The sequence below is a fragment of the Zobellella denitrificans genome, from assembly GCF_002407485.1.
In the GTDB taxonomy this organism is placed as follows: Bacteria; Pseudomonadota; Gammaproteobacteria; order Enterobacterales; family Aeromonadaceae; genus Oceanimonas; species Oceanimonas denitrificans.
The window spans coordinates 3831772-3857289 of sequence record NZ_CP012621.1; the positions used below are offsets into that span (position 1 = coordinate 3831772).

General features: G+C 65.4%; 24 protein-coding genes. 9 read left to right on the forward strand and 15 right to left on the reverse strand.

Going from position 1 to position 25518, the window contains the following annotated elements:
• Window positions 1-109 precede the first annotated feature (109 nt).
• From AN401_RS18085 to argC, 4 genes are read right to left on the reverse strand one after another with little or no spacing between them, the layout of a single operon-like run.
• On the reverse strand, window positions 110-1321 hold the full coding sequence (locus AN401_RS18085; RefSeq protein ID WP_094039349.1) for an argininosuccinate synthase: 1212 nt from the start codon (window positions 1319-1321) through the stop codon (window positions 110-112).
• Window positions 1321-2238 (reverse strand): ornithine carbamoyltransferase, encoded by a 918-nt coding sequence (locus AN401_RS18090; RefSeq protein WP_094039348.1) that lies wholly within the window; start codon window positions 2236-2238, stop codon window positions 1321-1323. The genes AN401_RS18085 and AN401_RS18090 overlap by 1 nt, the downstream gene beginning before the upstream one ends.
• A gap of 9 nt (window positions 2239-2247) precedes the next feature.
• Window positions 2248-3033, reverse strand: a complete 786-nt coding sequence (gene argB, locus AN401_RS18095; RefSeq protein WP_094039347.1) for an acetylglutamate kinase — start codon at window positions 3031-3033, stop codon at window positions 2248-2250.
• Between the two features lie 6 nt (window positions 3034-3039).
• Complete coding sequence (gene argC, locus AN401_RS18100) at window positions 3040-4053, reverse strand: N-acetyl-gamma-glutamyl-phosphate reductase (protein ID WP_096780102.1); 1014 nt, start codon at window positions 4051-4053, stop codon at window positions 3040-3042.
• 252 nt (window positions 4054-4305) lie between these two features.
• Between argC and argE the strand changes: the two genes are divergently transcribed.
• The 7 genes from argE to AN401_RS18135 all read left to right on the forward strand — a co-directional run bounded on the left by argE (window position 4306) and on the right by AN401_RS18135 (window position 11883).
• Window positions 4306-5457, forward strand: coding sequence for an acetylornithine deacetylase (argE, locus tag AN401_RS18105; protein ID WP_094039345.1), 1152 nt, complete (start codon window positions 4306-4308; stop codon window positions 5455-5457).
• A 112-nt stretch (window positions 5458-5569) separates the two neighbouring features.
• Window positions 5570-8191 carry a phosphoenolpyruvate carboxylase gene (gene ppc / locus AN401_RS18110; RefSeq protein WP_096780103.1) on the forward strand — a complete coding sequence of 874 codons (2622 nt, stop codon included), beginning with the start codon at window positions 5570-5572 and terminating at the stop codon, window positions 8189-8191.
• A 98-nt stretch (window positions 8192-8289) separates the two neighbouring features.
• Window positions 8290-8757, forward strand: a complete 468-nt coding sequence (gene ybaK, locus AN401_RS18115; protein WP_096780104.1) for a Cys-tRNA(Pro) deacylase — start codon at window positions 8290-8292, stop codon at window positions 8755-8757.
• 228 nt (window positions 8758-8985) lie between these two features.
• Complete coding sequence (locus AN401_RS18120; protein WP_096780105.1) at window positions 8986-9762, forward strand: ABC transporter substrate-binding protein; 777 nt, start codon at window positions 8986-8988, stop codon at window positions 9760-9762.
• Window positions 9752-10939: a beta-aspartyl-peptidase gene (gene iadA, locus AN401_RS18125; protein WP_096780106.1), complete on the forward strand. Its 1188-nt coding sequence runs from the start codon at window positions 9752-9754 to the stop codon at window positions 10937-10939. Before AN401_RS18120 ends, iadA begins: the two co-directional genes overlap by 11 nt.
• Before the next feature lie 82 nt (window positions 10940-11021).
• Window positions 11022-11273: a GlsB/YeaQ/YmgE family stress response membrane protein gene (locus AN401_RS18130; protein WP_094039379.1), complete on the forward strand. Its 252-nt coding sequence runs from the start codon at window positions 11022-11024 to the stop codon at window positions 11271-11273.
• A gap of 163 nt (window positions 11274-11436) precedes the next feature.
• Window positions 11437-11883, forward strand: coding sequence for a host attachment protein (locus AN401_RS18135; RefSeq protein WP_094039340.1), 447 nt, complete (start codon window positions 11437-11439; stop codon window positions 11881-11883).
• Window positions 11884-12028: 145 nt separating this feature from the next.
• Here the strand turns inward: AN401_RS18135 and AN401_RS18140 are convergent, their stop codons facing one another.
• The 9 genes from AN401_RS18140 to metB form a co-directional block, all read right to left on the reverse strand.
• Entirely contained in the window at window positions 12029-13420 is a 1392-nt protein-coding gene (locus tag AN401_RS18140; RefSeq protein ID WP_096780107.1) for a GntP family permease, read from the reverse strand.
• Window positions 13420-14379: a D-erythronate dehydrogenase gene (gene denD, locus AN401_RS18145; protein ID WP_094039338.1), complete on the reverse strand. Its 960-nt coding sequence runs from the start codon at window positions 14377-14379 to the stop codon at window positions 13420-13422. Before denD ends, AN401_RS18140 begins: the two co-directional genes overlap by 1 nt.
• Window positions 14380-14443: 64 nt before the next feature.
• Complete coding sequence (locus tag AN401_RS18150) at window positions 14444-15214, reverse strand: DeoR/GlpR family DNA-binding transcription regulator (protein ID WP_094039337.1); 771 nt, start codon at window positions 15212-15214, stop codon at window positions 14444-14446.
• A gap of 3 nt (window positions 15215-15217) precedes the next feature.
• Entirely contained in the window at window positions 15218-16003 is a 786-nt protein-coding gene (gene otnI, locus AN401_RS18155) for a 2-oxo-tetronate isomerase (RefSeq protein ID WP_094039336.1), read from the reverse strand.
• A 10-nt stretch (window positions 16004-16013) separates the two neighbouring features.
• Window positions 16014-16655 carry a 3-oxo-tetronate 4-phosphate decarboxylase gene (gene otnC, locus AN401_RS18160; RefSeq protein ID WP_094039335.1) on the reverse strand — a complete coding sequence of 214 codons (642 nt, stop codon included), beginning with the start codon at window positions 16653-16655 and terminating at the stop codon, window positions 16014-16016.
• A complete protein-coding gene (gene otnK / locus AN401_RS18165) occupies window positions 16648-17913 on the reverse strand; it encodes a 3-oxo-tetronate kinase (protein ID WP_096780108.1) in 1266 nt (421 codons plus the stop codon). Before otnK ends, otnC begins: the two co-directional genes overlap by 8 nt.
• Complete coding sequence (ltnD, locus tag AN401_RS18170; protein WP_094039412.1) at window positions 17914-18813, reverse strand: L-threonate dehydrogenase; 900 nt, start codon at window positions 18811-18813, stop codon at window positions 17914-17916.
• 639 nt (window positions 18814-19452) lie between these two features.
• Window positions 19453-21888 (reverse strand): bifunctional aspartate kinase/homoserine dehydrogenase II, encoded by a 2436-nt coding sequence (gene metL, locus AN401_RS18175; RefSeq protein ID WP_096780109.1) that lies wholly within the window; start codon window positions 21886-21888, stop codon window positions 19453-19455.
• Window positions 21889-23049, reverse strand: coding sequence for a cystathionine gamma-synthase (metB, locus tag AN401_RS18180; protein ID WP_094039398.1), 1161 nt, complete (start codon window positions 23047-23049; stop codon window positions 21889-21891).
• A gap of 179 nt (window positions 23050-23228) precedes the next feature.
• On the opposite strand from metB, the gene metJ reads away from it, so the two are divergent.
• Window positions 23229-23561, forward strand: a complete 333-nt coding sequence (metJ, locus tag AN401_RS18185; RefSeq protein ID WP_094039397.1) for a met regulon transcriptional regulator MetJ — start codon at window positions 23229-23231, stop codon at window positions 23559-23561.
• A gap of 12 nt (window positions 23562-23573) precedes the next feature.
• On the opposite strand, the gene cysQ is transcribed toward metJ, so the two are convergent.
• Together cysQ and nudE are read right to left on the reverse strand one after the other, a co-directional pair.
• Window positions 23574-24389, reverse strand: coding sequence for a 3'(2'),5'-bisphosphate nucleotidase CysQ (gene cysQ, locus AN401_RS18190; protein WP_094039396.1), 816 nt, complete (start codon window positions 24387-24389; stop codon window positions 23574-23576).
• 2 nt (window positions 24390-24391) lie between these two features.
• Window positions 24392-24949 carry an ADP compounds hydrolase NudE gene (gene nudE, locus AN401_RS18195; RefSeq protein ID WP_094039395.1) on the reverse strand — a complete coding sequence of 186 codons (558 nt, stop codon included), beginning with the start codon at window positions 24947-24949 and terminating at the stop codon, window positions 24392-24394.
• A 162-nt stretch (window positions 24950-25111) separates the two neighbouring features.
• On the opposite strand from nudE, the gene hslR reads away from it, so the two are divergent.
• The gene (hslR, locus tag AN401_RS18200) at window positions 25112-25504 is read left to right on the forward strand and encodes a ribosome-associated heat shock protein Hsp15 (protein ID WP_094039394.1); all 393 of its coding nucleotides are present in this window, start codon (window positions 25112-25114) and stop codon (window positions 25502-25504) included.
• Window positions 25505-25518: the final 14 nt, after the last annotated feature.

Below are 25518 nucleotides of genomic sequence, written 5' to 3' on the forward strand. Positions count from 1 at the left end.
CTTTAGCTACGGTTACAGTCAAGCACCGGCTCAGTGACCAAAGCGCCAGCCTGTCGACCTGTAGCTCTCTATTTAAAAGGGGGCCTCAGCCCCCTTTGTCATCTTTTGTTTATTTCTGCTGGTTTTTCAGCGCCTTGATCCGGCTGGCCAGGGAGTACAGGCGGATAAAGCCTTCGGCGTGGCTCTGATCGTACACCTCGTCCTCGCCGAAGGTGGCGAACTCTTCGGAGTACAGGCTGTTGGGCGAGCGCTTCTTGATGGCGGTAACCTGGCCCTTGTACATCTTCAGCACCACTTCACCGGACACGTCCTCGGCGATGGCTTCGGCAGAGGCCAGCAGCGCCTTGCACAGCGGGGTGAACCAGCGGCCGTCGTACACCAGGTGGGAGAACTCGGCACCCACCTTTTCGCGCCAGGCGCGGGTCGGCTTGTCCAGCACCAGCTCCTCGACGGCGCGCAGGGCGGCCATCATCACGGTGCCGCCGGGGGTTTCGTAGCAGCCGCGGGACTTCATGCCCACCAGGCGGTTCTCGACGATGTCGACCCGGCCCACGCCGTGCTTGGCGGCACGCTCGTTCAGGGTCACCAGCACTTGGTAGGGGCTCATGGCCTGGCCGTCGACGGCGACCACGCGGCCTTTTTCCACGGTCAGGGACACGGTCTCGGCCTTGTCCGGAGCCTGCTCCGGGGAGACGGTCCAGGTCCAGGCCTGCTCGGAAGGCTCGTTCCAGGTGCTCTCCAGCTCGCCACCCTCGGTGGAGATGTGCCAGGCGTTGGCGTCGCGGGAGTAGATCTTGGTGGCGCTGGCGGTGGTGGGGATCTTGCGCTCGGCCAGGTAGGCCAGCAGCTCTTCACGGCTGCGCATGGTCCAGATCCGCCAGGGGGCGATAATGGCCAGCTGGGGAGCCAGGGCGGCCACGGCGCCTTCAAAACGCACCTGGTCGTTGCCCTTGCCGGTGCAGCCGTGGGAGATGGCATCGGCGCCTTCGGCCAGGGCCACTTCCACCATCGCCTTGGCGATCACCGGGCGGGCCATGGAGGTACCCAGCAGGTAGGTGCCTTCGTAGATGGCGCCGGTGGTCAGGGTCGGGTAGACGTAGTCGTTGACGAACTCGTCTTTCAGGTCCGCCACGATGCACTTGGAGGCACCGGAGGCGATCGCCTTCTGCTCGACGCCTTCCAGGTCTTCGGCGCCCTGGCCCACATCGGCCACGAAGGCCACCACTTCACAGCCTTCGTAGTTCTCTTTCAGCCACGGAATGATGGCCGAAGTGTCCAGACCGCCGGAATAGGCCAGCACGATTTTTTTGAATTGGCTCATTAATGAATATCCCTGTTAATCAGTGTCAGCAGCACGGCATTCTGGACGTGCATGCGATTTTCAGCTTGGTCGAGGATCAGGGAGGCGGGGCCGTCCATCACCTCGGAAGTTATTTCCCACTCCCTGTGGGCGGGCTGGCAATGCAGCACCTGTTTGGCTCCGGTTTTGTCGAGCAGGGCCTGGTTGACCTGGTACGGCATGAAGATCTCCTTCACCTGATCCAGGGGGGTATTATCGCCCATGGAAACCCAGGTGTCCGTATAGATCACGTCCGCGCCCTCGATATCGTCCAGGCTGTCGGTCACCCGTATTTTGGCGCCGCTGATCGCGGCCAGGGCCTCGGCCTCCTTCAGGATCTGGGCGTCCACGTTGTGCCCACGCGGGCAGGCGGCGGTGACGGTGGTGCCCAGGATGGCGCCGGTCAGCAACAGGGAGTTGGTGACGTTGTTGCCATCGCCCACATAGGCCAGGTGCACCTTGCTCAGATCATCGTGATGCTCGGCGATGGTCATGTAGTCGGCCAGCGCCTGGCAGGGATGATACAGGTTGCACAGGGAGTTGATCACCGGCACGGTAGCATATTTTGTCATTTCCACCAGTGTCTGATGGTCGAATACCCGGGCGACGATGGCGTCGCACCAGCGCGACAGGTTGGCGGCGAAATCCTGTACCGTTTCCCGCTTGCCCATGGCGCCGTTCTGGCTGTCCAGGTAGACCGCATGGCCACCCAGCTTGTTGATGCCGATGTCGAAGGTGACCCGGGTGCGCAGGGAGGGTTTTTCGAAAAGGGTGACCACGCTCTTGCCCTTGAGGGCCTCGGCGTACTTGGCCGGATTGGCCTTGATCTCCATGGCCAGGGCAAGGAGCTGTTCGATCTGCTCCTTGCTGTAGTCCTTCATACTCAATAAATGCTGCATAAGGCCTCCTTAGTGGGAAATCCGGGTACCGTACTCGGATTCGCCCGCCAGCAGCGACAGCAGTTGCTCGGGGTAGCGCCAGCTGCCCACGGCCACCGGTTTGCCCAGGGTCTTGGTGGCTTTGAGCGCCGCCTTCACCTTGACTGCCATGCCGTCCTTGATAATGTCTTTTTCCATCAGTTCATTGGCGTCGGCCTCGGTCAGGTGGGCGATGCGCTGGCCCTTGCCGTCGAGGATGCCGCTCACGTCCGACAGCATCACCAGATCCGCGTCCAGGATCTCGGCGATGGCGGTGGCCGCCTGGTCCGCGTTCACGTTCATCAGCTTGCCGTCGAAGGTAATGCCGATGGAGCTGACGATGGGCAGGAAGCCGCCGGCCAGCAGGCTGTTCACCAGGGTGGCATCGCCGCCCTCGATCTGGCCCACGGCGCCCAGCTCGGGATCCAGCTGGCTGACCCGGCACAGGCCGCCGTCACCCAGGCACAGGCCGACCGAGGGGATTTCGTGGGCAATGGCCTGGGCCAGCAGCAGCTTGTTGGCGGTGCCGGCCAGGGCGCCGGCGATCACCGGGATCTGCTCGAAGGGGGTCACCCGCAGGCCGTTCTTCTTGGTGGAGGTCAGGCCCATGGCCTTGAGCTGGTTGTCCACCAGCACGCCGCCACCATGCACCAGCAGCAGGGGCCGGCTCACCTCGTCCAGAAAGGTTTTCAGGGTGGTGAACAGGGCCGCCAGGGCCTTGTCGCTTTCCAGCAGGGTGCCGCCCAGCTTGATCACCAGCGGTTGTTGATTTGCCATCTCTCGTTACTCCTTGATCAGACCCGCCACCGGCGAGAATCCCTGATGAATATTAATACACTGGATGGCCTGGCTGGCCGCTCCTTTCAGCAAATTGTCGATGGCCGACACCACGATCAGCTGGTTGCCGTCCCGTCCCCAGTGCAGATCGCAGAAGGGAGTGCCGGCCACGTCGTTGATCTGGGGCCACTGGCCGGCCAGGCGCACTATTTTCTGGCCGTCGTAGGCCTGGTGGTAGGCGGCGGCGATCTGCTGGTCGCTCACGCCGTCCTTCAACTGGACATAGACGGTGGCCAGGATGCCGCGGATAAAGTTGCCCAGGTGCGGCTGGAACACCACCTGCTTGCCCAGGTGGTAGCTGATCTCCGGCTGGTGGCGATGGTTGAACACCCCGTACGGCTTGAGGCTGACCTCGCAGAAGCTGTTATTCATGCTGGCCTTGCGCCCGGCCCCGCTGACGCCGGACACGGCGCTGATGATGGGGCGGGCACCTTCGGCGACAAGCCCCGCCTGCTGCAGCGGCTTGAGCGCGCTGAGCGAGGCGGTGGGGTAGCAACCGGGCACCGCTATCAGTTGGGCCGCCTTGATCGCCTCCTGGTTCCACTCGGCCAGGCCGTAGGCGGCCTTGGCCAGCCAGTCGCCATACTGGTGGTGGAAACCGTAGAACTGGTCATAGAAGCCTTCGCCGGGCACTCGGAAGGCACCGGAGAGGTCGAATACAGGAAGGCCCTTGGCCAGGAAGCCGGGCGCCAGGTCGTGGCTCACCTCATGGGCGGTGGCCAGCAGCACCAGATCCGCCTCGGTGTGGATGCGACTGATGGCCTCGTCGTCCAGGGGCAGCAGCGGCAGATCGATGATGCCGCGCCAGCGCGGATGCAGGCTGGTGAAGGGCTTGTGGGCATCCTGGCTGCCGTTGGACACATAGAGTCCGGCCAGGGTCAGGTGGGGGTGGCCATGGATCAGACCGGCCAGTTCGGCTCCGGTATAACCGCTGGCACCAATGATTGCAGCTTTTAACATGGTCGCGTCCGTAAATATCGATTCAGCTTGGTATAGATATGCAGGCCTCAGCCTAGCGCGTTTTCGGGCCCTGTGTCACCCTAGGGCAAAAGGATCAGGCGGGCTGTCGTCGTCGCTGTTGTGAGGAGGGGAAATGCATGGCCATCTGTTACGCTGGTTACCCGGAAAATGACAAGTCCGCAGCCTAGCAATAAAAACATATTTATGCAATTGTGTTGAATTTAAATTAGATAAAATCCCGACGGAGATCCCATGAAATCGCTCAACTTGCTGGACCTGTACCGCAGCATCATCGCCCTGCCCTCCATCAGCAGCACGGATCCCAGCTGGGACCAGAGCAACGAGCAGGTGATTCGTCTGCTGGCGGACTGGTTCAGCCAGCTCGGCTTCGAGGTGGAAGTGACCGAACTGCCCGATCTGCCCGGCAAGTTCAACCTGCTGGCCACCAAGGGCAGCGGTGACGGCGGCCTGCTGCTGGCCGGCCACACCGATACGGTGCCCTTCGACCCGGGCCGCTGGAACAAGGACCCCTTCAAGGTCACCGAGGAAGGCAACCGCCTCTATGGCCTGGGCACCATCGACATGAAGGGCTTCTTCGCCTTTATAGTAGAAGCGCTCAAGGATCTGGATCTGAGCAAGCTCGACAAGCCCATCCGCATCCTCGCCACCGCCGACGAGGAAACCACCATGGCCGGCGCCCGGGCCATCGCCGGCGCCATGGCCATCAAGCCCGACTACGCGGTGATCGGCGAGCCCACCGGCCTGGTGCCGGTGATGATGCACAAGGGCCACATGTCGGAAGCCATCCGCATCACCGGCAAGAGCGGCCACAGCTCGGATCCGGCCAACGGCCTCAACGCCCTGGAAATCATGCACCAGGTAATGGGCCGGCTGCTCGACCTGCAGCGCCAGCTCAAGGAGAAGTACGCCAACCCCCACTTCAAGGTGCCCCAGCCCACCCTCAACCTGGGCCATATCCACGGCGGCGACAGCCCCAACCGCATCTGCGCCTGCTGCGAGCTGCACTTCGACATGAGGCCCATCCCCGGGGTCGGCCCCGACGAACTGATGGGGCTGCTGCACCATGCCCTGGAACCCATCAAGGAACAGTACCCGGGCGCGGTGGAGGTGAGCCACCTGCACGAGCCCATTCCTGCCTACGGCACCGATCCGGAGGCCGAGCTGGTCCGGGCCGCCGCCGAGATCACCGGCAACCCGGCGGAGGCGGTGAACTACTGCACCGAGGCGCCCTTCATCCAGCAACTGGGCTGCCAGACCATAGTGCTGGGCCCCGGCCATATCGCCCAGGCCCACCAGCCCGACGAATACCTGGATCTGTCCTTCGTCACCCCCACCGTCCAGGTGCTGCAACATCTGGTCAAACGCTTCTGTTTCAGTAAATAAATTACAGAATTTCCGGTCAACCCCGAAGTGGGATTGACCGGAACCGGGAAAAATGGCTAGATAAGTGGCAGAAGCGTCATCATTTTGTAATAAATTAACAAAAGAGGCAGATATGGATAATCATGCAGCACTCAGGGCCAACGTCGGTCTGCTGGGGCAGTTGTTGGGCGATACCATCAAGGCCCACCACGGCCAGGCCTTTCTCGACAAGATCGAGACCATCCGCCAGTTGGCCAAGTCGGCCCGGCAAGGCAACCAGGACGATCAGCAGCAGCTGCTGAGTACCCTGAAAAACCTGAGTGACGATGAGCTGCTGCCGGTGGCCCGCGCCTTCAACCAGTTTCTGAACCTGGCCAACGTGGCCGAGCAGTTCCATACCATTTCCCGGGAGTACCAGCGCAGCGCCGGCCCCAGCCCGCTGCACCAGGTGTTCGAGCGACTCAAGGGCGCCGACATCGACGACAACCGCATCAAGGAGGCGGTGGCCGCCCTGGACATCGAGCTGGTGCTCACCGCCCACCCCACCGAAGTGACCCGCCGCACCTTTATCCACAAGCACGTGCAGCTCAACGACTGCCTGGCCGCCCTGGAGCTGGATCTGCCCGAGCCGGAAAAAGCGGAGATCCTGGCCCGGGTCGAACAGCTGATCGCCCAGGCCTGGCACAGCAACGAGATCCGCTCCCTGCGCCCTACCCCGGTGGACGAGGCCAAATGGGGCTTCGCGGTGATCGAGAACAGCCTCTGGCCCGCCCTGCCCCGCTTCATTCGCCAGCTCGACCAGCAGTTGCACGACCACCTGGGCGTGCGCCTGCCGCTGGACGCCGCGCCGGTGCGCTTCGCCTCCTGGATGGGCGGCGATCGGGACGGCAACCCCTTCGTCACCGCCAAGGTCACCCGGGAAGTGCTGCTGCTCGGCCGCTGGATGGCCAGCTCCCTGTTCCTCAACGACATCCAGGAGCTGGTGTCCGAGCTGTCCATGTCGGAAGCCAACCGCGAACTCTACATCCAGAGCGGCGAGAGCGACGAACCCTACCGGGCGGTGCTGCGCCGGCTGCGGGAAGATCTGCGCGAAACCCTGATGCACCTCAACGCCAGGGTGCAGGGCCAGAAGACCGACGCCCGGGATCTGATCACCAGCACCGAACAGCTGCGTGAACCCCTGGAGCTGTGCTACCGCTCCCTGCACGAATGCGGCCTGGGGCTGATCGCCGACGGCCTGCTGCTGGACGTGATCCGCAAGGTCGCCTGCTTCGGCATCCACCTGCTCAAGCTCGACGTCCGCCAGGACGGCGACCGCCACACCCAGGCCCTGGCCGAGATCACCCGCTACCTGGGCCTGGGCGACTACGCCGAATGGAGCGAATCCGACAAGCAGGCCTTCCTGCTCAACGAACTCAATTCCCGCCGGCCGCTGCTGCCGCGCCAGTGGCAGCCCTCGGACGACACCAAGGAGGTGCTGGACACCTGCAGGGTCATCGCCGAGCACCCCCGCGATGCCTTCGGCATCTACATCATCTCCATGGCCGGCGCCCCCTCCGACGTGCTGGCAGTACAGCTGCTGCTGAAGGAAGCCGGCGTCGACTTCCCGCTGCCGGTGGCGCCGCTGTTCGAAACCCTGGACGACCTCAACCGGGGCGCCGAGGTGATCGAGCAGCTGTACGCCCTGCCCTGGTACCGCGGCTACCTGCAGGGCCACCAGTACGTGATGATCGGTTATTCCGATTCCGCCAAGGACGCGGGCATGCTGGCCGCCGGCTGGGCCCAGTACAGCGCCATGGAACAACTGGTGAACCTGAGCGCGAAAGAGCAGGTCAAGCTGACCCTGTTCCACGGCCGGGGCGGCAGCCTGGGCCGGGGCGGCGGCCCCGCCCGCCAGGCGATCCTGGCGCAACCGCCCGGCTCCACCCTGGGCGGCCTGCGGGTCACCGAACAGGGCGAGATGATCCGCTTCAAGTTCGGCCTGCCCCAGGTGGCCATCGACAGCCTGGCGCTCTACGCCAGCGCCGTGCTCGAGGCCAACCTGCTGCCGCCGCCGGAGCCCGAACCCCAGTGGCGCGAGCTGATGGACACCATGGCCCGGGTATCCTGCGATCATTACCGCTCGCTGATCCGCGGCGAGCCCGACTTCGTGCCCTATTTCCGCGCCGCCACCCCCGAGCTGGAGCTGGGCAAGCTGCCGCTGGGCTCGCGTCCGGCCAAGCGCAAGCCCAACGGCGGGGTGGAAAGCCTGCGCGCCATCCCCTGGATCTTCGCCTGGACCCAGAACCGGCTGATGCTGCCCGCCTGGCTGGGCGCCCACAAGGGGCTGGAGCGGGCCATCGAGGACGGCCACGAAAGCACCCTGGTGACGATGAACAAGCGCTGGCCCTTCTTCCGCGCCCGTCTGGACATGCTGGAGATGGTGTTCCTCAAGGCCGACCTGGGCCTGGCAGCCTACTACGACAGCGTGCTGGTGCCGGAAGCGCTCAAGCCCCTGGGCACGCGCCTGCGGGAAGAGCTGAAGGCAAGCATGGATCTTATCCTGCAACTGAAGGAAGAGGCCGAGCTGCTCTCCGACCAGCCCTGGATCAAGGAATCCATCAAGCTGCGCAACCCCTACACGGATCCGCTCAACGTGCTGCAGGCCGAACTGCTCAAGCGTTCCCGCCAGCAGGGCGAAATCCACCCGGTGCTGGACCAGGCGCTGATGGTCACCATCGCCGGCATCGCCGCCGGCATGCGCAATACCGGCTAATATAAAAGAGTAAGAGGGCGCAGCCCTTGAGCTGACACTTGTCAACCGAGCCCGGTCGTCGCAGACTGGGCTTTTTTATATGCACGGAAATCACGCTCATGACCCCCGCCATCCTGTTTCTGGAACAGCAGAAGGCCGCCTTCAGCCTGCATCAGTACGACTGCACCGCCCAGGACGACTTCGGCGCCCATGCCGCCGAACAGCTGCGGGTGCCCCCGGCCCAGGTGTTCAAGACCCTGCTCACCGAAGGCGAACAGGGCGCCGTGGTGGCCCTGGTGCCTTCCTCCGGCAAGGTCAACCTCAAGCGCCTGGCCAAGGCCGCCGGGGTGAAAAAGCTCGACATGATGCCGCCGGCCAAGGCGGAACGGCTCACCGGCTACAAGGTGGGCGGCATCAGCCCCTTCGCCCAGAAGAAGCGGCTGACCACGGTGCTGGACGCCTCGGCGGCGGACTACCCCTATGTGCTGGTGTCCGGCGGCAAGCGCGGCCTGTCGGTGGGCCTGGATGCCGAGGCCATCATCACCCTGTTGCAGGCCCGGATGGCGGATATCGCCGAGCACGACTGAATCCGCCGCCGCGCTTGCCAGCGCCGCGGACAAATGATACAAGATTGTTAATTTTTATTTCCGCGATCAGGGATCGATAACGTCTCCATGTTGAGAAATGCCAGAGGCCACTTCCTGGCCTTCTACTTCAAGCCGTTTTATTTGTCGGAGTGGTTCGACGAATAAGGCTTGCCCGCCTGGCATTCCGCAGCGTCCTGCTGCGCCTTTTCTTACATTCGGAGATCTATCATGCAAGCATCTGTTATTGCAGGCGCCGTCGTCGCCTCCTTGTTGTCCGCCCAGGTCGCCGCCAAGGAGTGGACGCACATCCGCTTCGGGGTGGAAGGCGCCTACCCGCCCTTTTCCTACACCCAGCCCGACGGCACCGTCGCCGGTTTCGACGTGGAGCTGGCCCATGCCATCTGCGAGCAGCTCAAGGCCCGCTGCGAGCTGGTGGCCCAGGACTGGGACGGCATTATCCCGGCCCTGCTGGCGCGCAAGTACGACGCCATCATCGCTGCCATGTCCATCACCGCCGAACGGGAACGCAGCGTCAGCTTTACCGACAAGTACGCCAAGATCCCCAACCGCTTCGTGGTGGCCAAGGACGCCGCCCTGGATCTCAGCCCCGACGGCATTAAGGGCAAGCGCATCGGGGTGCAGCGGGCCTCCACCAACGACAAGTTCCTGTCCGACAGCTATGGCAGCGGCGTCACCATAGTGCGCTATGGCAGCGCCGACGAAGCCTACCTGGATCTGCGGGCCGGGCGGCTGGACGCGGTGCTGAACGACGCCTCCGCCACCCAGCAGGGCCTGCTCGACAAGGAGGGAGGAGACCGGTTCGAGTTCCGCGGCCCGGAGTTCACCGACGAGAAATGGTTCGGCCGGGGCATGGGCATCGCCGTGCGCAAGCAGGACAACGAGTTGCGCGAGCAACTCAACGGCGCCCTCCGGGCCCTGCGCGACAACGGCACCTACCAGCGGATCAACGCCAAGTATTTCGAGTACAGCATTTATGGCGACTAACCAACCCCAGGGGAGCCCGGCTCCCCTTACCCTGATCGAAAACGCCCGCGTCTTCACCCCCGTCCCCGGCGAGCACAGCGCCCTGCTGCTGGCCGGCGGCCAGATCGTCTGGATGGGACGGGACCCGGGCGACATCCGCCTGCCCTGCCCGGTCGAACGGCTGGACGCCGCCGGCCGCTGGCTGATCCCCGGGCTGGTGGATCCCCTGGCCCATATCATCGGTGGTGGCGGCGAGGGCGGCTTCGGCTTTCGCACCCCCGAGCTGTATGCAGACGAAGCCATCCGTGCCGGGGTCACCACCCTGGTGGCGGCGCTGGGTACCGACAGCATCACCCGCAACCTGCCCCAATTGCTGGGCAAGGTGCGGGAGTTGCAGGCGGCCGGGCTGTCGGCCTATATGTACACCGGCTCCTACCACCTGCCCGCCAAGACCCTGAGCGGCTCGGTGGAACAGGATCTGATGCTGCTCCCGGACATCATCGGTGTGGGCGAAATCGCCATCAGCGATCACCGCTCCTCCATGCCCAGCCATCAGGCGCTGGCGGAAACCGTGGCCCAGGCCAGGGTGGGCGGCCTGCTGGCGGGCAAGCAGGGCGTGGCCCTGTTCCACCTGGGCGACGGCCGGGAAGGGTTGACGCCCCTGCGCCGACTGGTCGAGCAGACCGACCTGCCCCGGCGCCAGCTCTACCCCACCCACTGCAACCGCAGCCGGCCGTTGCTGCAGGAGGCCATCGCCTGGGGCCGGGACGGCGGCTACATCGACTTCACCGCCTCCACCCTGCCCCAGTTGCTGGACGACGGGGAACTGGACGCGGCAGAGGCACTGGCCCTCTGCCTGCGCCAGGGCGTGGCGCCGGATCGCATCAGCTTCAGCTCCGATGCCAACGCCAGCCTGCCCCGCTTCGATGCAGAAGGCCGCCTGCTCGGCCTGGAGGCCGGCCGCATCGACAGCATCTGGCAACAGGCGGTACTGGCCATGACCCGAGAGGGCTTATCGCCCGAGCAGGTGCTGCCGGTGGTGACCCGCAATCCCGCCGACATCCTCGGGCTGGGCCGCAAGGGCCGGCTGGCGGTGGGCCAGGACGCGGATCTGCTGCTGGTCGATCCCGACACCCTGAACATCACCGCCACCTTTGCCATGGGCCGCCGGCTGTGGCACAGGCCGGACCCGGATTGACGCAGGAACCGGTTTGAATGGCTCCTTTTCCGTCCGTCTGGGCTATGCTCTCGGGAATATCGACATGGAAAAGGAGCTGAAGATGGGAATTCTGAGCTGGATCCTTTTCGGCCTGATCGCCGGTTTCCTGGCCAAGTGGATCATGCCCGGGCGGGACGGCGGCGGCCTGATCATGACCATACTGTTGGGCGTCGCGGGCGCCTTCGTCGGTGGCTGGGTCGGCACCCGGCTGGGCTTCGGCTCGGTCACCGGCTTCAACCTGGGCAGCCTCTTTACCGCCGTCATCGGCGCGATCATACTGCTGTTTGCCTATCGCATCCTCAAGAAACCCTAGAAAAAAACAGATGTGCCCTGTGCACCCAGGGCCGGCGTTATCGCCGTGGTCTGCCGCCGGCACATCGCCCGCGAGCAGCCGGGCGCCCGCGCAGGGCAATCGCGCAGGGCAATCGCGCCGCTGCTATCCTAAGAGATACCCAAGGATCCATGGAGGCTGTTGTATGTCCGGGTTGTCTATTCTAGAGAATGAGTGGGTAGTGGTGTGCGATGGCGGCAAGGCGCTGGTGCTGCAGAATGACGGCGACGCCAAGTCGCCCAACCTCAAGACCATAGAGGTGTTCGAGCAGAAGGCCCAGCCGACGCGCGAACTCGGCACCGATGCCCCCGGCCGCAGCCATGCCGCGGGCCACATCCGCACCACCTTCGAGCAGACCGACTGGCACGATCAGGCCGAGCAGGAATTCCTGACCCGTCTCGTCCGGCATCTGGACGACGTCCTCGGCGCCGACAAGACCCGGTCGGTGATCATGGTCGCGCCGCCGCGCGCCCTCGGCATGCTGCGCTCGGCCTATTCGGAAACGCTGAAAAATGCGATCCGTGCCGAGCTGGACAAGGATCTGGTCAAGATGCCGGTGTACGAAATCGAAAAACTGCTCCTGCGCCACTGAGCCTGTGTCGCCACCCGAGGCCAGGAGCACAAAAAATCCGATGACGAGGCGTCATCGGATTTTTTCTTTTAAAGACGGGGATCAGACGATGTGGCCCAGGCGGGCGGCAACGGCCACTCGCTCCCCTCAGTCGGCTCCTGGCCGCTTACAGCACGGCGTTGAGCACCAGCACACCGACCAGGCCGGTGGCCCAGGCCAGGGTGGTGGGGATGGACCAGACGATGATCTGCTGCTTCACGTCCTTGATGCCCATCATGCGGTTGACCACCCAGAACAGGCTGTCGTTGAAGTAGCCGAAGAACAGGGAGCCCATGGTCGCCGCCTGGGCCGCCACCAGCATGTTCACACCGGGGATGGTGGCCAGGATGGGCGCCGAGATGGAGGCCGCGGTGACCATGGCCACGGTGCCCGAGCCCTGGATCAGCCGCACCAGGGTGGAGACGATAAAGGGGATCAGCACCGGCGGCATCGGCAGGCCGGCGATCTGCTCGCCCAGCATGGCGCCGGCGCCGGACTCACGCAGCACCGCACCCAGGGCGCCACCGGCACCGGTCACCAGCAGGATGATACCGGCGCTCTGCAGCCCTTCTTCCAGGTGCTCCATGGTGTCGTGCTTGTTCATCTTGGGCACCAGGGTATACACCGCCAGCAGCACCGAGATGGACAGGGCGATCACCGGGTGGCCCAGGTAGGTGAACAGCTGCACCACCGGGTTCTCGCTCAGGCCGTTCCAGCCGTCGATCTTGGCCAGGGTGCCGAACAGGGTATTGATGAAGATAAGCAATATCGGCGCCAGTATCGGCAGCAGCGACAGGAACAGGCTGGGCAGTGCCTTGCCGGCCTTGGAGGCCAGGTACTGGTTGTAGCTTTCTTCCAGCTCGGGGCTGTCCTGCACCACGGGGGCGTGGAAGTCCGGGTACTTCTTGCCCAGCCACTGGGCGTAGAGCACGATCACCAACACGCAGGGCAGCGCCAGCACCAGGCCGGTGAGCAGCATGGCGCCCACGTCCACGCCGAACAGGCCGGCCACGCCCAGCGGGCCCGGGGTGGGCGGCACCGTGTGGTGGGTCACCACCAGGCCGCCGGCCAGGGCCACGCCCACGGTCAGCAGGTTGCGCTTGCCCTTCTGCGCCAGCGCCTTGGCGATGGGGTAGAGGATCACGAAGGCGGAGTCGACGAAGATGGGCACCGAGACGATATAGCCGGTGATGGCCATGGCCCATTCTTCCTTCTTCTTGCCCAGCCACTTGATAAAGCTGTAGGCGATCTGCTCGGCGGCGCCGGACACTTCCAGGATGCGGCCCATCATCACGCCGAGGCCGATGACGATACCTATGCTGCCGAGGGTGCCGCCGAAGCCCTTGGTGATCACGTTGACGATGTCACCGGCGGCCATGCCGCCCAGGGCGCCGGCCATGCTGGCTGCCGCCAGCATGGCGATCAGCGCATGCACCCGGGTCTTCACCACCAGGAAAATCAGTACCACCACGGCGACGGCGAGGCCGATCACCGGGGCCATTGAGCTTGCGTCTGTCATTACTTGGTTCCTTCCATATCATCGGCAATAAAACGGCGGATCACGCTGTCGAAGTCGGCGTCCTGTACAAAGCCCAACCCCTGGGCACGGGTAATGTTGAAACGGCCGGGCCAGCTGGCCACGATGCGCGATACCGCCTCGTCTTCTTCATAACGGATGCGGGCGCACACCTGGTCGCCGGCCACCCGGCGCAGGGCGTCGATCATCTGCTGCACGGTCACGGTGATGCCCGGCAGGTTGACGGTGCGGCTGGCGCCGAAGGCCTCGGCGGGCACCTGGGCGGCGCGCACGAAGTTCTCCACCACGGTCGCCGGGGACGACAGCCACATGGGCAGGCTCAGGGCCACCGGGCAGACGCTCTCCTCGCCCTGCAGCGGCTCGCGGATGATGCCGCTGGCAAAGGACGAGGCCGCCTTGTTGGGTTTGCCCGGACGCACGCTGATGGTGGGCAGGCGCAGCACCCGGCCGTCGACGAAGCCCTTGCGGGCATAGTCGTTGACCAGCAGCTCGCCCACCGATTTCTCCATGCCGTAGGAAGACTGGGGGCAGACCGCGGTGTGGTCCTGGATCACCTCCGGCAGCTCGCCGCCGAACACCGCCAGCGAGCTGGAGAACACGAAGCGGCAGCCGGGCGCCTGGTGGCGGGCGGCTTCCAGCAGGTAGCGGGTGGCGTCGATGTTGACCCGCACGCCCAGGTCGAAGTCGGCCTCGGCATGGCTGCTGACGATGGCCGCCAGGTGGTAGATCAGGCCGGTGTCCGGGGTCACCAGCGCCTGCACCGCGGCCTGGTCGCCCAGATCCGCCTGCACGCAGCGCACCCGCTCGTCCGCCAGCGGCGAGGTGGGGACGATGACGTCCGCCAGGGTGAGGCTGTCGAAGGCGATCTGCTGCTGTTGCAGCAAGGCCTTGGCCAGGCGCTGGCCGAGGAAGCCCGCACCACCGGTAATGATGATATTCATTTGATTCTCCTCGGTGCTTGAGGGCACCCGATAAGCTACAGAGGTTGGTTTGTAATAATCGTTTTCATGCCGAGCCCACCAGCCGGACCTGCAGGCCCTGGCCGCGCAGCTGTTCCGCCGTCTCTTCCGCCAGGCCGCCGTCGCTGATGATGTCGGTCAGCGCCTGCAGCGGGCAGATGCGGAACATGCCGTACTTGCCGTACTTGCTGCTGTCGCTCACCAGGATCCGGCGCCGCGCCACCTTCAGCAGCGCCTGCTTGACCATCACCTTGTTCTCGGTGGGGGTCGACATGCCCCGCTCCAGGTCCCAGGAGCTGGAGCTGATAAAGGCCAGGTCCAGGTTCAGGCTGGCGAGCAGGGTCGCCGCCGCCTGGCCCACGCAGGAGCGGTTGCGCACGTCCACCAGGCCACCGGTGTGGAACAGGGTGAGCTGGGGGTACTGCATCAGATAGTTGGCGATGGTGAAGTCGTTGGTCACCACCGTCAGGTTGGCCTTGCGGGCGATGCCCCTGGCCACCTCGAAGGTGGTGGTGCCGGCGTCCAGGTAGATCACCTGGCCGTCCTCCACCAGTTCCGCCGCCGCCAGGCCGATGGCGACCTTGCTGTTATGGTGGATGCTGGCCTTTTCGCTGTAGGCCAGTTCCTGCTTGACCGCGTCGTTGAGCCTGACCCCGCCGCTTACCGACACCACCTTGCCCTCGGCCTCCAGCTGCTGGATGTCCCGGCGCACCGTCATGTGCGACACGTCCAGCTCGGCGGCCAGCTCGTTGATGGACACCATGTTGCGCTCGTGCACATAGCGGTAGATGTAGTCGCGGCGTTCGGCGGGGATCATGGCTTACTCCTTGTCCGCCCAGGGGGCGAACCAGCCCAGGCCGGCTTCGGTTTGGCCGCGCGGGCGGTATTCGCAGCCCAGGAAGCCGTCGTAGCCCTTGGCGTCCAGGTAGTCGAACAGCCAGGGGTAGTTGACCTCGCCCTGGTCCGGCTCGTGGCGCTCGGGCACCGAGGCTATCTGGATATGGCTGAACTTGCCCCACAGCCGGTCTATGGTGCGGGTGAGATCCCCTTCCATGATCTGGCAGTGGTAGAGATCGAGCTGGATCCTGACGTTGGGCCGGTCGATCGCTGCCAGCAGCGCCTCGGCCTGCACCTGGGTGGAGAGGAAGTAGCCGGGCATGTCGCGGCTATTGATAGGTTCAATCAGCACCAGAATACCCTTTGGGGCCGCCTGGTCCGCCGCGTAGCGGATGTTGGCCACATAGGTGGCCTGCTGCTGCTCGCGGCTCAGCCCGGGCTGGCACAGGCCGGCCATGGCGTGCAGCTGGGTGCAGCCCAGCGCCTCGGCGTAGGCCAGGGCAGTGGCCACGCCGGCGCGGAATTCCGCTTCCCGGCCGGGCAGCGAGGCCAGGCCGCGCTCGCCCGCCTCCCAGTCGCCGGGGGGCATGTTGAACAGCGCCTGGGTCAGGCCCCGGCGCTTTAACTCGGCGGCGATGGCGTCCTTGTCCTCGGCGTAGGGAAACAGGTATTCCACCGCGCGAAAGCCGGCGGCGCGGGCGGCCTGGAAGCGCGCCATAAAGGGCACTTCGGTAAACATCATCGACAGGTTGGCTGCAAATCGGGCCATGGTCCGCTCCTTACATCTTGCCTTTGAATACCTGCTCCAGCTCCGCCACCTGATCGTCGGTCAGGGTGCGCATGGGGCCGTTGCGCAGGATGAAATACAGCCGGGCGGTCTCTTCCAGCTCCTCGGCGTTGAACATCGCCTCGCGCAGGCTCTTGCCGCTGATCACCGGGCCGTGGTTGGCCAGCAGCACGGCGCCGTGCCCGGCGGCCAGCTTGCCCAGTTCCTCGGCGATGCGCGGGCTGCCGGGGCGGAAATAGGGGATCAGCGGGAGCTTGCCCACCCGCATCACGTAATAGGGGGTGATGGGCGGCAGGCAGTTGGCCGGATCCAGCCCGTCCACGCAGGACAGGGCGGTCAGGTAGGGCGAGTGCAGGTGCACTATGCCGCCGGCCTGGGGCCGCTGCTGGTACATGGCGATGTGCATCAACACTTCCTTGGAGGGCTTGTCGCCGTCCAGGTGGTTGCCGTTCATGTCCACCTTGCTCAGGCGGTCCGGATCCAGATCGCCGAAGCTGGTGTTGGTGGGGGTGGCCAGCAAGTTGCCGTCGGGCAGCACCAGGCTGAGGTTGCCCGCCCCGCCGCTGCTGTAGCCGCGCTCGAACATGGATTTGGCGATCTTCACCATTTCCAGGCGCAGGGAAAATTCAGTCATGGAAAAACTCCTGGGCGTTGCTGAAGAAGTGCTCGTCGCCGAAGTTGCCCGATTTGAGCGCCAGCGACAGCGGCTTGTCGAGGGCCCGCACCCAGGGCACGCCCGGGGCGATCTGCGGGCCGATGTGAAAGCCGGTCACCGCCAGCGCCTGGGTGACGATACCGGAGGTCTCGCCGCCGGCCACGATAAACTTGCCGAAACCCTGGCCGGCCAGGCGGGCGGCCACGGCGGCGAACACCCCTTCCACCGCTTCGCTGGCCCGGGCCGCGCCATACTGGGCCTGGATGCGGGAAAGCTCGGCCGCGGGCTGGGTGGCGTACAGCATGGGCGCCGGGGCGCTGTCCTGGGCCGCGACCCAGTCGGCCAGCTCGGCGGCGTAGGCGGCGGGCGCCTCGATGCAGCGGGCCACCTCCACCAGCCGGTGCGGCGCCTTCTGTTGGTAGGCCGCCACCTGGGCGTTGGTCATCTGCGAGCAGGAGCCGGACAGCACCACGGCGCGGCCGCCGGCCACCGGCGCACCCAGCTCCCGGGCCAGGGCGGCACCCTGGCCGCCGGTGGCAACGCGGGCCAGGCCCGCGCCCAGGCCGGAGCCGCCGGTGACCAGTTTCAGCTCGCTCACCGCCTCGCCCAGCACCGGCAGATCGGCCATGGTCAGGGTATCCAGCACCGCGTAGTTCACGCCATTGGCCTTCAGCTCCTCGAGCCGGGCACGGACCGCCTCCGGGCCGGCCAGCACGGCGTGATAGTCCACCAGCCCCACCTGGCCCCGGGCCTGGGCGGCCATCAGCCGCTGCAGGTTGGCATCCCGCATGGGGGTCACCGGGTGCTCCTTCATGCCGGACTCGTCGAGCGGCACCCCGTTCACGAACAGGTTGCCGTGGCAGACGGTGCGGCCGTTCACCGGCAGCGCCGGGCAGATCACGGTAAAGGTCTCGCCCAGCGCCGCCAGCAGGGCGTCGGTCACCGGACCGATATTGCCCTCGGCGGTGGAGTCGAAGGTGGAACAGTACTTGAAGAAGAAACGGTCGCAACCCAGCTCTTTCAGCCGCGCCAGCGCCGCCAGGGAGTCGGCCACCGCCTGCTCCACCGCGCAGGAGCGGCTCTTCAGGGAGATGACCACGGCGTCCACGTCCGCCGGCACCTCGGCGGGGCCGTGGCCGATCAGCTGGGTCACGCGCCAGCCGTTTTCCACCATAAAGCCGGCGATATCGGTGGCGCCGGTAAAGTCGTCGGCGATAACACCCAGACGTTGCGTCATTTACTTGCCCTCCGGCAGACGGATGCCCTTGAAGGTTTTGACCACGGCGGCGTCGTCTTCACGGCCGTAGCCCTCGTTGCTGGCGGCCAGGAACATCTGGTGGGCGGCGGAGGCCAGCGGCAGCGGGAATTTCATCTGGTGGGCGGTGTCCAGCACTATGCCCAGATCCTTGACGAAGATGTCGACGCTGGAGCGCGGCGCATAGTCGCCGTCCAGGATGTGCGGCACCCGGTTCTCGAACATCCAGGAGTTGCCGGCGCTGTGGGTGACCACCTCGAACATCAGCTCCAGCGGGATCTCCGCCTTGGCGGCCATGGCCATGGCCTCGGCGGCGGCGGCGATGTGCACCCCGGCCAGCAGCTGGTGGATGGTCTTGACGGTGCTGCCCTGGCCGATGTCGGGCCCGACCACATAGAGTTTTTCGGCCACGGCGTCGAACAGCCCACGGGCCTGCTCGAACAGCTCGGGCTTGCCCGAGGCCATCACCGACAGCCGGCCGTCGGCGGCCTTGACGGCGCCGCCGGAGATGGGCGCGTCTATCATTTCCAGGCCCAGCTCGGCCAGGCGCCGGTGGATGGACTGGGTCTGGGTGGCGGCCAGGGTGCTGCACACGATCACCAGGCTGCCCGGGCGCAGCGCCTGGGCCAGGCCCTGCTCGCCGAACAGCACCGCCTCCACCTGGGCACCATTCACCACCACCAGCACCAGGGCATCGAGCCGGTCCGCGTAGGGCAGCGCCGAGGGGCCGGTGCCGGCGGCGCCGGCTTCGGCCAGACGAGCGCAGGCGTCCGGGTTCAGGTCAAAACCATAGGTATCGAAGCCGGCGCGGATCAGGGACTGGGCCATGCCCATGCCCATGGAGCCGAGGCCGACCAGGCCAATACGGGAAAGTGCGCTCATCTGTGTTACTCCCAAGCTGTGAACTACTGTGATAGGTACATTATCGATCACACTTAATCACAGTTAATGTCGAGATCTCACAAAACGGGAAAGCCACAAAAATAAACAAGTTACTGATTTAAAAGATATTAATATCACCAACCTCATAACAATTATTCACAAATGAATGTGAAAAATAATGTGAGCACACTCTCACAAACTCCCTGCCGGAACCGGAAAACTCGGGTCAACCCATTGAAAAAACAAGATAACCCGGTGTTGTGAAAAAAGGATTCAGGAGAAAAACGGGCCGGGTGGAGATAAGGAAAAAGCAGATGCAGGACTTGGCCTGGCTGAGTCTGACGGAGTACGTGATGGCCCCCTTAATCGGGATAGCGTCTGTAGGCGCCCCTTCAGGTGGCGCAAGGCTGCAAACGGCAGGGTACCGACAGGCCCTGTGCTGGGCTCACCGGCGGCTGAAGCGCCGGCTACGGAAGCTCTGTTGTCATGCCCGAAAAGCGGGAGCCCTGTGCAATAGGTCATGGACCACCAGAACGGAAGTGACCACCGTTAAGCAGCCGTGTTGGCAGGGGCAGATCCGGGAAAATCGGATAATGGACGTTTCTGCAAAAGGAGGCTCCCTTGCGGGAGCCTCCTTGTTTACAGGGTGGTCAGCAACTGCCACAGATCCGCCTGCATGGCAGCGGCGGTCACTTCCCGGCCGGCGCCGGGGCCCTGGATCACCAGGGGGTTCTGGCGGTAGTGCTGAGTCTCGATGGCGAACACATTGTCGCCGGGCCGCAGGTGGGCGAAGGCGTGCTCGCCGGCCACCACCTCCAGCCCCACGCTGGCCTCGCCGCTCTGGGCATCGAAGCGGGCCACGTGGCGCAGCACCCCGCCCTCTTCCCGGGCCTGGGCCAGGGCCTCGGCCAGGGGCTGGTCCAGCTCGTCCAGCCGGTCGATAAAGCGCTCCCTGTCCAGCGCCGCCAGGGACTCGGGCACCAGGTTGCTGACCCGAACCTTGGCCGGATCCAGGTCGAAGCCCGCCTCCCGCGCCAGGATCACCAGCTTGCGCTTCACGTCCTGGCCGTTCAGATCCTCCCGGGGATCCGGCTCGGTCAGGCCCTGCTGCCAGGCCTGCAACACCAGCTCGGAAAAGGGCTGGCTGCCGTCGAAGTGCTGGAACAGCCAACTCAGGGTGCCGGAGAAGAGGCCGCTGATGGCGCGGATCTGCTCGCCCGAGTGGCGCAACTGGTGGATGGCGGTCTGCACCGGCAGGCCGGCGCCCACGGTGGCGTTGCTGAGAAACTGCACCCTGTGCTCGGCCAGGCCCTGCTTGAGCCGCAGGTAGAACGCCTGCTCCGCCGCCCCACCGTGCTTGTTGGCGGCAATCAGGTGCACATGGCGCTGCACCAGGGCCGGATAGTGCTGCACCAGCGCCTCGGAGGCGGTGAAGTCCAGGGCCACCAGGCTGTCGAAGCCGTGCTCCTCCAGATCCTCCAGCCAGTCGGGCCAGACGATGGACCTGGGCTGGAAGTCGTTCAGCACCTGCTCCACCTCCAGGCCCTGGCTGGCCAACATGCCGCCGCGGGAGTCGAAGGCGCCGTAGAGGCTGAGCTGCACGTTCAGCTCCTGCTCCAGCCGCGCCTTCTGCTCCCGGTACAGCCTGAGCCAGGCCTGGCCGATGTTGCCCCGGCCGAACAGCACCAGCCCGACCCGCCTGGGCCGACTGAACAGGCTCTGGTGCAGGCGCAGCAGCAGCGGATCCAGCACCACCTTGCGCACCACCGCCACCAGGCTCAGGCCGTTGCCGGCGGGCTGGATGAACTCCAGCGGCTGCTCATTGAGGGCGTGGTAGAAGTGCAGGCACTGCTCGGCCTGGGCGGTCACGCCCTTGCCCACCAGGGCCACCAGGGAGAAGCCTTCCCGCAGTTGCAGCCCCTCGAAGCTGCCCGCGGGCTGGTGATCCCTGAGCAGGGAGAAGGCCTGCTCGGCCTGCTCCCGGGTATAGGCAATCTGCCACAGCCGGCGCTCGGGCCGGCGCTTGCAGGCCAGGGGCGCCAGCTCGCGCCGGGTCAGCCAGTCGGTGAGGGCGTCCACCGTCTCCTGATAGCGGGCGGGAATGCTCATCTCCAGCAGCACGGTATCGTCCACCGCGGTGACGATGCGCGCGCCCTGGGCCCGCTGCGGCTGGCGCAGTATGCGGGTATGGCCGTCGTCCGGGTGGTAGCTGCAGCGCAGCATCAGTTGCTGGCGGCTGGCGGCCACCGGGCCCAGGGTGCGGCTGTGCAGCACCGGCGAACCCAGCCGGGCCAGCTCGGCGGCTTCCGGCAGCGACAGCCGGGTCAGCAGCCGCGCCTCCTTCACCCGCCGCGGATCGGCGCTGAACACCCCGGGCACGTCGCTCCAGATGGTGGCGTGGCTGCTGTCGGCCAGGGACGCCAGCAGGGTGGCGCTGAAGTCGGAGCCGTTGCGCCCCAGCAGCCGGGTACGCCCCTCGGCGTCGGCGGCGATAAAGCCGGTCACCACCAGGATCTGGTCCTGGTGCCCGGCCAGGATCGCACCCAGGCGGCGGCGGGACTCGACTTCGTCCACCTGCACCGGCGAACCGGACACCAGCAGGAAGCGGCGGGCGTCCAGGCTGGCCGCCGGCAGGCCCTGACCGGCAAGCAGCCGGGCCAGCAGGCGGGAAGACCAGACCTCGCCGAACGACTGGATCAGGCTGCGCTGGTAATCGTCCAGCCGTTGGCTTTCCAGCACGGCGGCAATGGTCTGGATGTCGTCGTCCAGGGCCGCCAGCAGAGGCGCCGCGCCGGCCTCGTCCAGGGTAGTCTCGATCAGGCTGCGCTGAAAGCCGTGCAGGCCCTCCAGCGCCTCGGGGGCCGCGCTGTCACCGCTGGTGAACAGGCTGAGCAGCTCGATCAGCCGGTTGGTGGTCTTGCCCGGCGCCGACACCACGATCAGGGCGTCGGGCTGGGCCAGGTTGTGGATGATGCCGGCCACCCGGTGAAAACAGGCGGCGTCGGCCAGGCTGCTGCCGCCAAACTTGTGGACCGGACGACGCTGGCCGCCGGTGTCGTTCTGGAGCATGGTCATTTACTTGGTTAACGCCTTGAATGCATTGTCTAAATCGTGAATGAGGTCGCGCACGTCCTCGATCCCCACCGACACCCGCAGCAGCTGGTTGCTGATGCCGGCGGCGGCGCGGGCCTCCTCGGTCATGGCCGCGTGGGTCATGGTGGCCGGGTGGGCGATCAGGCTCTCCACCCCGCCCAGGGACTCGGCCAGGGTGAACAGCTGCAGCTGCTGCAAAAAGGCCCTCATGCCCGCCTCGTCCACGTCCAGTTCGAAGCTGAGCATGGCGCCGAAGCCGGACTGCTGGCGGGCGGCGACCTCGTGACCGGGATTGCCGGGCAGGCTGGGATGGTACACCGCCTTCACCTCGGGCCGGCCCTGCAGGTAGGCCACCAGGGCCTCGGCGTTCTCGCAGTGCTGGCGCATGCGCACACCCAGGGTGCGCAGGCCGCGCAGGGTCAGGTAGCTGTCGAAGGGCGAGCCGGTCAGGCCCAGGCAGTTGGCCCACCAGCGCAGCTCCTCGGCCAGTTGGGCATCGGCGGCCACCACGGCCCCGCCCAGCACGTCCGAGTGGCCGTTGATGTACTTGGTGGTGGAGTGCACCACCAGGTCGGCGCCCAGTGCAAGCGGCTGCTGCAGCGCCGGCGACAGGAAGGTGTTGTCCACCACCGAGAGGGCGCCGATGTCTTTCGCCGCGGCACAGAGGGCGGCGATGTCCACCACCCGCAGCAGCGGGTTGGACGGGGTTTCAATCCACAGGATCTTCGGCTTTCTGGCCAGGGCCTCGGCCAGGGCGGCGGGGTCGTTCTGATCCACGTATTCCACCCGGAAGTTGCCCTTCCGCGCCAGGGAGTTGAACAGCCGGTGGCTGCCGCCGTAGCAGTCGTGGGGCGCCAGCAGCAGATCGCCGGCCTGCAGCTGGGAGGTGATGATCAGGTTGATGGCGCCCATGCCGGTGGAGGTGACCGCCGCCCCCGCGCCGCCTTCCAGCTTGGTCAGGGCCTCGATCAGGGTCTGTCGGGTAGGGTTGCCGGAACGGGTGTAGTCGAACTGGCGCGGCTGGTTATAATCGGCAAACGAATAAGTGCTGGTGAGGTAGACCGGCGGTACCACGGCACCATGCTGGGTATCGGTGTCGATGCCGGTACGAACGGCGTAAGTCTGGGTCTGGTAGTCGGGCATGTCCTCTCCTTTGCACGCTGGCAGCCTGATGATCCGGAATTTCCAAGACGCGCACAGTAACCCAGCACAAAAAAGCCGTCAAGCCTTCCGGACGTCCACAAGGCTTTGTGGTTGGATTGCCAATAAAAAATGTAGGGGTTACAATCCCTTCGGCTTTTTAACCTTACGACGGGTGAATAATGAAGACTGAATGGAACGGCGACTATATCAGCCCTTACGCCGAGCACGGCAAGAAAAATGAACAGGTCAAGAAGATCACCGTTTCCATCCCGCTCAAGGTGCTGAAAATCCTTACCGACGAGCGCACCCGCCGCCAGGTCAACAACCTGCGCCACGCCACCAACAGCGAACTGCTGTGCGAGGCCTTCCTGCACGCCTATACCGGCCAGCCCCTGCCCCAGGACGACGACCTGCGCAAGGACGTGCCCGACCAGATCCCCGCCCGGGCCCGGGACATCATGGCCGAGCTGGGCATCGAAATCGAAGATTACGGCGCCGACCACGAAGGCTGACGCCGCACCGCGCTATCCCCGTTTCACCAGTATCTGCCGCCAGGGCAGGCCCTCGTCCCCCAGGGTGATAAAGTTGGGGTTGATCAGGCTGTCGCGCAGGTTGTAGCTGAGCCGGTCCAGGTTCAGATCCAGGATCCTTCCCCCCGCCTCTTCCACTATGCACTGGGTCGCGCCCGTGTCCCACTCGCCGGTGGGGCCGATGCGGATGTAGAGATCGGCCGCCCCTTCCGCCACCAGGCAGGACTTGAGCGAACTCGAGCCCAGCGGCACCAGCCGGTAGTCCAGGCTGGTGCTCAGCCGGGAACGCACCCAGTCCACGTCCTGCCGGCGGCTGATGGCGATGCACAGGCCGGTGAGCGGCGCCTGCCGGTCGTGATGGCGGGCACGGATGCGCACGGTGCGGCCTTCCGCCTCCTTGAAGGCACCATGCTGGTGCACCGCGTAGTACATCAGATCCTGCACCGGGGCATAAACCACCCCCAGCACCGGCCGGCCCTGCTCGATCAGCGCTATCATGGTGGAGAAGTCGCCGCTGCCGGCGATGAACTCCTGGGTACCGTCGAGCGGATCCACCAGCCAGTAGCGCGGCCAGCGGCGGCGCTCGGCCAGGGGAATGTCGCCCCCTTCCTCCGACAGCACCGGAATGTCGGCCAGCCGGCGCAGGGCCTGGTCGAGGTAGGCGTGCGCCGCCAGATCGGCGCTGGTGACCGGGCTGTCGTCGTCTTTGTGCTCAGCCTGGTAGTGGCCGCTGTCGTACAGCGTCAGTATGCGTCGGCCCGCCTCCCGGGCCGCCGCCTTGACGCCTGGCAGCAAGGCAGTGATATCCATGGTTACTCCTCTTTATTGAGCCAGTCCTGCAGCAGGAAGAGGCCGCAGATGCTGCGCGCCTCGCTGAAGTCGGGCCGGGCCATCAGCTCATCCAGTTGGCCCAGCGGCCAGGGCACCACTTCCAGCGGCTCCGGCTCATCCCCTTCGCGCTGTTCGGGATACAAATTCCGTGCCAGCAAAATATCCATGCGACTGCCAAAATAACCGGGCGCCAGGGTCACCTGCTTGAGGTGGGTCAGCTCCCTGGCCCCGTAGCCGATCTCCTCCATCAGCTCCCGGTTGCCCGCCTCCAGGGCGTCTTCTCCCGGATCGATCAACCCCTTGGGAAAACCCAGTTCATAGCTGTGGGTGCCGGCGGAATATTCGCGGATCAACAGCAGGGTCTCGTCGTCCAGCAGCGGCACCAGCATCACGGCGCCGCGGCCGCTGCCGCGCATGCGCTCGTAGACCCGCTCCACGCCGTTGCTGAACTTCAGATGGACCGATTCCACCTTGAACAGGCGGCTTTCGGCCACCAGTTCCGTATGCAGTATCTCTGGTTTCTGTTTGTCGTCCGCCATGCCTGTTCCGTCGTTATGTTCACCCGTTATTCAGAGGTTATCGCAACTGGGGAAAAACGTCTGCCCGCAAGTGGCCATGAGCATGCTTTTGCCACCCCTTTCTACTCCGGCGGCCGGGGCATCTGGTATAATCCGGCTTCGGTTTCCATGGGAGCGCGTGCAATGAACGGAGAAAAACTGTCCGTCCGGCTGGACAAATGGCTGTGGGCCGCCCGCTTCTACAAGACCCGCGGCCTGGCCCGGGAAATGATCGACGGCGGCAAGGTGCACTACAACGGCCAGCGCACCAAGCCCAGCAAGATGATGGAAGTGGGTGCCACCATCCGCCTGCGCCAGGGCCACGACGAGAAGGAAGTGGTGGTGCTGGCGCTGTCCGAGCACCGGAGCAAGGCGGAAATCGCCCAGCAATTGTACCGGGAAACCCCGGAGAGCCTGCGCAAGCGGGAGCAGAACGCCGAGGCCCGCAAGCTCAACACCCAGTTCGCGCCCAGCCCCGAACGCCGGCCGGACAAGAAGGAAAGGCGCACCCTGCTTAAAATCAAACAAGGCGACTGAGCCAGCATACAGGA